7 protein-coding genes are annotated in these 6,765 nt (G+C 70.2%); 6 read left to right on the top strand and 1 reads right to left on the bottom strand.

Translation table 11 applies throughout. From position 1 onward, the window contains the following. Positions 1 to 189: 189 nt before the first annotated feature. On the bottom strand, positions 190 to 912 hold the full coding sequence (locus tag ACWGIH_RS32295) for a DUF461 domain-containing protein (protein WP_453448890.1): 723 nt from the start codon (positions 910 to 912) through the stop codon (positions 190 to 192). A gap of 658 nt (positions 913 to 1,570) precedes the next feature. On the opposite strand from ACWGIH_RS32295, the gene ACWGIH_RS32290 reads away from it, so the two are divergent. The 6 genes from ACWGIH_RS32290 (at position 1,571) to rlmB (ending at position 6,691) form a co-directional block, all read left to right on the top strand. Next, positions 1,571 to 2,053, top strand: coding sequence for a CarD family transcriptional regulator (locus tag ACWGIH_RS32290; protein ID WP_003953493.1), 483 nt, complete (start codon positions 1,571 to 1,573; stop codon positions 2,051 to 2,053). A gap of 310 nt (positions 2,054 to 2,363) precedes the next feature. Further along, on the top strand, positions 2,364 to 3,092 hold the full coding sequence (gene ispD, locus ACWGIH_RS32285) for a 2-C-methyl-D-erythritol 4-phosphate cytidylyltransferase (RefSeq protein ID WP_453448891.1): 729 nt from the start codon (positions 2,364 to 2,366) through the stop codon (positions 3,090 to 3,092). Further along, positions 3,082 to 3,585 (top strand): 2-C-methyl-D-erythritol 2,4-cyclodiphosphate synthase, encoded by a 504-nt coding sequence (gene ispF, locus ACWGIH_RS32280; RefSeq protein WP_453448892.1) that lies wholly within the window; start codon positions 3,082 to 3,084, stop codon positions 3,583 to 3,585. Before ispD ends, ispF begins: the two co-directional genes overlap by 11 nt. 119 nt (positions 3,586 to 3,704) lie before the next feature. After that, entirely contained in the window at positions 3,705 to 4,109 is a 405-nt protein-coding gene (locus ACWGIH_RS32275; RefSeq protein WP_453448893.1) for a PPOX class F420-dependent oxidoreductase, read from the top strand. A 91-nt stretch (positions 4,110 to 4,200) separates the two neighbouring features. Beyond that, the gene (gene cysS / locus ACWGIH_RS32270) at positions 4,201 to 5,601 is read left to right on the top strand and encodes a cysteine--tRNA ligase (protein WP_453448894.1); all 1,401 of its coding nucleotides are present in this window, start codon (positions 4,201 to 4,203) and stop codon (positions 5,599 to 5,601) included. 133 nt (positions 5,602 to 5,734) lie between these two features. Beyond that, positions 5,735 to 6,691, top strand: coding sequence for a 23S rRNA (guanosine(2251)-2'-O)-methyltransferase RlmB (gene rlmB / locus ACWGIH_RS32265; protein WP_453448895.1), 957 nt, complete (start codon positions 5,735 to 5,737; stop codon positions 6,689 to 6,691). Positions 6,692 to 6,765: the final 74 nt, after the last annotated feature.

Genomic DNA, 6,765 nt, shown 5'->3' with positions numbered 1-6,765 from the left:
ACACCGGCGTGCGGCTGCCCTCCCCACCGAGCAGAGCGTTTCGCCGCTTCGCGGCGTTTATTTCCCCCCCCCCCCCCCCAACCCCGCCCGGATGGGGGGCCCGTAGGGCGGGGGGGCCCCCCCCCGGGGCGGGCCCCCGGTGCCGGGTTCCCGCCCTTCCGTGCGTACGCCGTCGCGTACGTACGTCGATCAGTGCTCGGCGGCGTCTCCCGCGCCGTGCGACTGCGCGCCGCCCGCGGCCGGCGACGAGGCCGCACCGGACGGCTCGGTGTTCGCGCCGTCGGCGGGCGTGCCCGAGGGGTTCGTGGCGGGCGAGCCCGACGGGTCGGCCGACGCGCTGCCGGACGGCTTCTCGGACGGCTTCGAGCCCGGGGCCTCGGGAACCTCGGCCGGGCCCCACTTCTTGAAGTAGCTCTCGGCCGGCACGACGAAGGTCTTCATCTTCACGTCGCCGGTCTTGCTGAAGGCGAAGGTGACCGGCTGCGCGTCACCGTCCTTGACGGCCTCACGGCTGCTGGGCAGGACCGCGGTGGCGTTGTCCTTGCCGCCGATGATGACCGAGCCACCCGCGGGGATGGTCAGCCGACTGCCCTTGGACGACTTGTCGTCCTTGGCCGGCGTGATCTTGGCCTTCTTGCCGGTGCCGTCGACCGCGATCTCGTCCAGCGTCTGGTCGGTGCTGCCGTTGTTGAAGATCGTGGCGGCGATCACCGCGGGACCCGTCGACTTCAGGTCGGGCTGGGTGATCACCATGGCGTTCTGGATCTTGATGTCGCCGACAGCGGTCGCGGCGTTGTCCGGCTTGATCTCGTGCGTCTGGGCGTTGTTACCGGCGCCGCACGCGGCGAGCGACGCGAGCGAGAACGCGATGGCGGTGGCGGCAATGGCGCCACGTCGAAGGCTGCGGCTCACGGCGGCGGCAACTCCTTGAACGAGGGCGGTACGGGAGGGGCGGGCGGCTCTGAAGCCGCCCTAAGTGTGTGTCAGCGGGCTTAGGTTACCGAGCCGTTCCCGTGCCACCGCACCCGACCCGCCCCTACGGGTGGTGAGCCGCTCTCCCGTGGCTCGTGCGGCGACGCACACGCCCCTGCCGTCACGTCCGCGCCATTGGCAACTCGTCCACCATTCACTTAAGCGCCGTCAAGAGACATCGCGGCTGGTCCTGCGGATTTCCGGTAAGGAATGCATGGCGATCCGGGGAAGTCCCGGGAAGTACGGGGAAGTCCGCGGAATTGATCACCGGGGTCGCTTGATCAATTCCGGATTCACGTCGAACGCGGGCTCGCATCCCTCTCCGGTCGCCGAACGGAGTAGCGGAAGTTCACCGCTCGGAACCCGGCAAACCGGGACGTTCAGCCTCGTGGAGCGCTCTCGGAGGGGGTGTGACGGGCATGTTTCCGCTTCCCCGAAGAGCCGCTCCCACCTGCGAATACCTCGCTCCGCAAGCCCTCCGCAGCACGTTCCTGTTGCTGTTGTCAAGCCCCGAGATATGCCCTGACCTGCGAAAACGCCATTCAGAAGAGGCGATTCTCGTGTTAGGATGGATAGCCACGGAAGGGGTACCTGTCACATGACGTTCAAGGTTGGCGACACCGTGGTCTATCCCCATCACGGGGCCGCGCTGATCGAGGCCATTGAGACTCGCCAGATCAAAGGCGTGGACAAGACCTACTTGGTGCTGAAGGTCGCTCAGGGCGACCTGACGGTACGTGTGCCTGCGGACAATGCGGAGTTCGTCGGCGTGCGTGATGTGGTCGGTCAAGACGGGCTCGACCGGGTCTTCGAAGTACTGCGCGCGCCGTACGCCGAAGAGCCCACGAACTGGTCCCGTCGCTACAAGGCAAATCTCGAGAAGCTCGCATCGGGCGATGTCATCAAGGTCGCGGAAGTCGTGCGTGACCTGTGGCGTCGTGAGCGTGAGCGCGGACTGTCCGCGGGTGAGAAGCGCATGCTCGCCAAGGCTCGCCAGATCCTGGTGAGCGAGCTCGCCCTCGCGGAGAACACGAACGAGGACAAGGCCGAGGCCCTGCTTGACGAGGTCCTCGCGTCCTGATCGCGTCCTGACATACGCATACGTCTTGGCGCCATGAAATGCCGCGGTGCCCGCTGACCCTCAATGGTGTCGCCGGGCGCTGCGGCATGTTCGTACCCAGACCTGCCCAGCTTGGACCTGCCCAGCTTGCTCAGGCGTAACCCTTGAATTGCTGACGTTCCGTACTCGCGTCGTCCTCGGTGCTGCTTGGTGCGCGTGCCGGGCAGTCGGCTCGACCAGATGTCACGGAAGGGTCCGGTCAAGGCTCACGCCCGGCACTCTGCCAGGGCCATACCCAGCCCTCCCGAGCACACAAACCTGAACGGAAGCGATGTCTGAGGAATCCCGCACCGCGGTCGTGATCCCCGCCGCCGGACGCGGCGTACGGCTCGGCCCGGGCGCCCCCAAGGCGCTCCGCGCGCTGAACGGCACGCCCATGCTCATCCACGCCGTACGGGCCATGGCCGCCTCCCGCGCCGTCTCGCTCGTCGTCGTCGTGGCCCCGCCGGAGGGCGCCGCCGAGGTCAAGACCCTCCTGGCCGACCACGCACTGCCCGAGCGCACCGACTTCGTCGTGGTCCCCGGCGGCGAGACCCGCCAGGAATCCGTGCGGCTCGGCCTCGACGCCCTGCCCGACGGCATCGGCGTGGTCCTGGTGCACGACGCGGCCCGCCCGCTGGTGCCCGTCGACACCGTCGACGGCGTCATCGAGGCCGTACGCGAGGGCGCCCCCGCCGTCGTCCCCGCGCTGCCTCTCACCGACACCGTCAAGCAGGTCGAGCCGGGAGAGCCCGGCACGCCCGAGCCCGTCGTCGCCACCCCGGAACGGTCCCGCCTGCGCGCCGTACAGACCCCGCAGGGCTTCGACCGCGACACCCTCGTCCGCGCCCACGCCACGGTCACCGACAACGTCACCGACGACGCGAGCATGGTCGAGCAGCTCGGCCTCCAGGTCGTCGTCGTACCCGGCCACGAAGAGGCCTTCAAGGTCACGCGGCCCCTCGACCTCGTCCTCGCCGAGGCGGTACTCGCCCGCAGGAGGGCCAACGATGGCTTCTGAGCAGCAGCCGCGCGTGGCGCTCCCGCAGGTCGGCATCGGCACCGACGTGCACGCCTTCGAGGAAGGGCGCGAGCTGTGGTGCGCCGGGCTCCTCTGGGAGGGCGAGAGCGCCGGCCTCGCCGGGCACTCCGACGGCGACGTCGCCGCGCACGCCGCCTGCGACGCCCTGTTCTCCGCCGCCGGCATCGGCGACCTCGGCGCGCACTTCGGCACCGGCAGGCCCGAATGGTCCGGCGCCTCCGGTGTGACGCTGCTCGCCGAGGCGGCCAGAATCGTGCGCGCCGAAGGCTTCGAGATCGGCAACGTCGCCGTCCAGGTCATCGGCGTACGCCCCAAGGTCGGCAAGCGGCGTGACGAGGCGCAGAAGATGCTGACCGCTGCCGTCGGCGCCCCGGTCGCCGTGTCCGGCACCACCACCGACGGGCTCGGCCTCACCGGCCGCGCCGAAGGCCTCGCGGCGATCGCGACGGCCCTGGTCGTGCGGACGGACTGACCGGCGTACGGGCGACGCGGCGACGAAGTGCCTCCGCGGCGCGGTGCGTCGGAGGAGTATCGGTAACGCACCCCGACACGGAACAGCGACAGTCACCGACGTACGAGAGAGGCGCCCCCATGTCCGCCGAACTGTCCGACAAGCTCAAGGCCCTGCTCGACACCCCCGTCTTCGTCTCCGTCGCCACGATCCAGCCCGACGGCAGCCCCCAGGTCTCACCGGTCTGGGTGAAGCGTGACGGCGACGACCTGCTCTTCTCCACCACGATCGACCGCCGCAAGGAGAAGAACCTGCGCCGCGACCCACGCGTGACGGTGCTCCTCCAGCCCTTCGACGCCCCGTACACGTACGCCGAGATCCGCGGCGAGGCGACGATGACCACCGAGGGCGGGCAGGAGCTCATCGACGAGCTGGCGCTGAAGTACACCGGCCTGAAGTACGCGGAGTTCAATCCGTCCTCGGCGAAGGACGAGCCCCGCGTCGTCGTCCGCGTCACCCCGCGCAAGGTCGTCGGCAGGATCTGACGCCCTCGCGCACCCCGCACATGTCACAGTTCCGTGCCCTGTTGACCCGGGAGGTCGCAGGGCACTGTCCTTGGACCACTACCCTGGAGTGGTGACGATTCGCCTGTACGACACCAGCGCCCGGCAGATCCGAGACTTCAGCCCGCTCAACGACGGTTGTGTCTCGATCTACCTGTGCGGCGCGACGGTGCAGGCGGCCCCGCACATCGGCCACATCCGGTCGGGGCTCAACTTCGACATCATGCGCCGCTGGTTCGCCCACCGCGGATACGACGTCACCTTCATCCGGAACGTCACGGACATCGACGACAAGATCATCCGGAAGTCCGCCGAGCAGGGCCGCCCGTGGTGGTCGATCGGCTACGAGAACGAGCGCGCCTTCAACAACGGCTACGACGTCCTCGGCTGCCTCCCGCCCACCTACGAGCCGCGCGCCACCGGACACATCACCGAGATGGTCGAGATGATGCGCGGCCTGATCGAGCGCGGCCACGCCTACGAGTCGGACGGCAACGTCTACTTCGACGTGAAGTCCTACCCGGGCTACCTGGAGCTCTCCAACCAGGAGCTCGACAACCTCCTGCAGCCCGAGAGCGAGGGCGAGACCGGCAAGCGCGACCCCCGCGACTTCGCCATGTGGAAGCGAGCCAAGGAAGGGGAGCCCAGCTGGGAGACCCCCTGGGGCCGCGGCCGTCCTGGCTGGCACCTGGAGTGCTCGGCGATGGCCCACAAGTACCTCGGCCGTGAGTTCGACATCCACGGCGGCGGCATCGACCTGATCTTCCCGCACCACGAGAACGAGATCGCGCAGGCCAAGGCCTACGGCGACGCGTTCGCGCGGTACTGGGTGCACAACGGCTGGGTCACCATGAGCGGCGAGAAGATGTCCAAGTCGCTCGGCAACTCCGTCCTCGTCTCCGAGATGGTCAAGAAGTGGCGCCCGATCGTCCTGCGCTACTACCTGGGCACCCCGCACTACCGCTCGATGATCGAGTACAGCGAGGAGGCCCTGCGCGAGGCCGAGTCCGCGTTCGCGCGGATCGAGGGCTTCGTGCAGCGCGTGGTGGAGAAGGCAGGGGGCGTCGTGGAGCCCGCCGCCGACGTGCCGCCCGCCTTCGCCGACGCGATGGACGACGACCTGGGCGTCCCGCAGGCCCTCGCGATCGTCCACACGACGGTCCGGCAGGGCAACTCCGCCCTGGCCGCCGACGACAAGGAAGCCGCGGTGGAACGGCTCGCCGAGGTGCGCGCCATGCTGGGCGTGCTCGGCCTCGACCCGCTCGACCCGCAGTGGGCCGGCGACGGCGACCGCGGCGACGACCTCCACGGGGCCGTCGACACGCTCGTCCGCCTCGTGCTCCAGCAGCGGGAGGCGGCGCGCGGCCGCAAGGACTGGGCCACCGCCGACGCCATCCGCGACCAGCTCAACCAGTCCGGCCTCGTCATCGAGGACAGCCCGACCGGACCGCGGTGGACTCTCGGCCCGCGCTGAGCGGCCGAGTCCGTCGGGGCTCGCGATGTGCCGCCCGGCGACCCGGGCGGCACACTTCATATACGTACGCAGTCACGCAGTGGGCCCTCCGCAGTTCGCGGACAGCCGCACGCATCACAGAGACAGGTAGGTCATGGCCGCTAACAACCGCCGCATGTCCGGCAAGAAGGGCGCGCAGGTCGGCAGCGGCGGCAATCGGCGCCGCGGCCTCGAGGGCAAGGGCCCGACGCCGCCCGCCGAGGCGCGCAAGGGACACAAGAAGAACCGCATCGCCAACGCCGCGGCCAAGAAGGCCGGGGGTGGCCCCGGTGGCCGACGTCCCGCCCCCGTGAAGGGCCGCGGCAAGGGCACCTCCGAGATGGTCGTCGGACGCAACTCCGTCGTCGAGGCGCTGCGCGAGGGCGTGCCCGCCTCGATGCTCTACGTCCAGCAGTTCATCGACAACGACGAGCGCGTCCGCGAGGCGCTGCAGATCGCCGGTGAGCGCGGCGGCATCCACCTCATGGAGGCGCCCCGCCCCGAGCTGGACCGTATGACCAACGGGCTCAACCACCAGGGCCTCGTGCTCCAGGTGCCGCCCTACGAGTACGCGCACCCCGAGGAGCTCGCCGCCGCCGCGTACGACCAGGGCGAGGACCCGCTGATCGTCGCGCTCGACGGCGTGACGGACCCGCGGAACCTGGGCGCCGTGGTCCGTTCCGCATCCGCCTTCGGCGGGCACGGCGTCGTCGTCCCCGAGCGGCGTGCCGCCGGGATGACCGCGGGCGCCTGGAAGACGGCCGCCGGTGCCGCGGCGCGTACGCCCGTGGCGCGCGCCACGAACCTGACCCGCGTCCTGGAGGCCTACAAGAAGGCCGGGCTCGCGATCGTCGGGCTCGCGGCGGACGGCGAACACGAGGTCGGCGACCTGGAGGCGCTGTCCGGCCCCGTCGTCATCGTCATCGGCAGCGAGGGCAAGGGCCTCTCGCGGCTCGTCGGCGAGACCTGCGACTACCGCGTGCGGATCCCGATGCCGGGCGGCACGGAGTCCCTGAACGCCGGTGTGGCGGCGGGAGTCGTGCTCTACGAGGCGTCCCGGCGCCGGAGTTAGCCACCTCCCCGGACGTGGGGCGCCCCCGCGTACCGGGGGCGGGCGACGCCCCGCCGCCAACAATTGACGGTGCG

This window comes from Streptomyces sp. NPDC054872 (assembly GCF_053610705.1).
The sequence above is the reverse complement of the archived record's forward strand: the minus strand, read 5'-3'. Positions and strand labels throughout refer to the sequence as shown.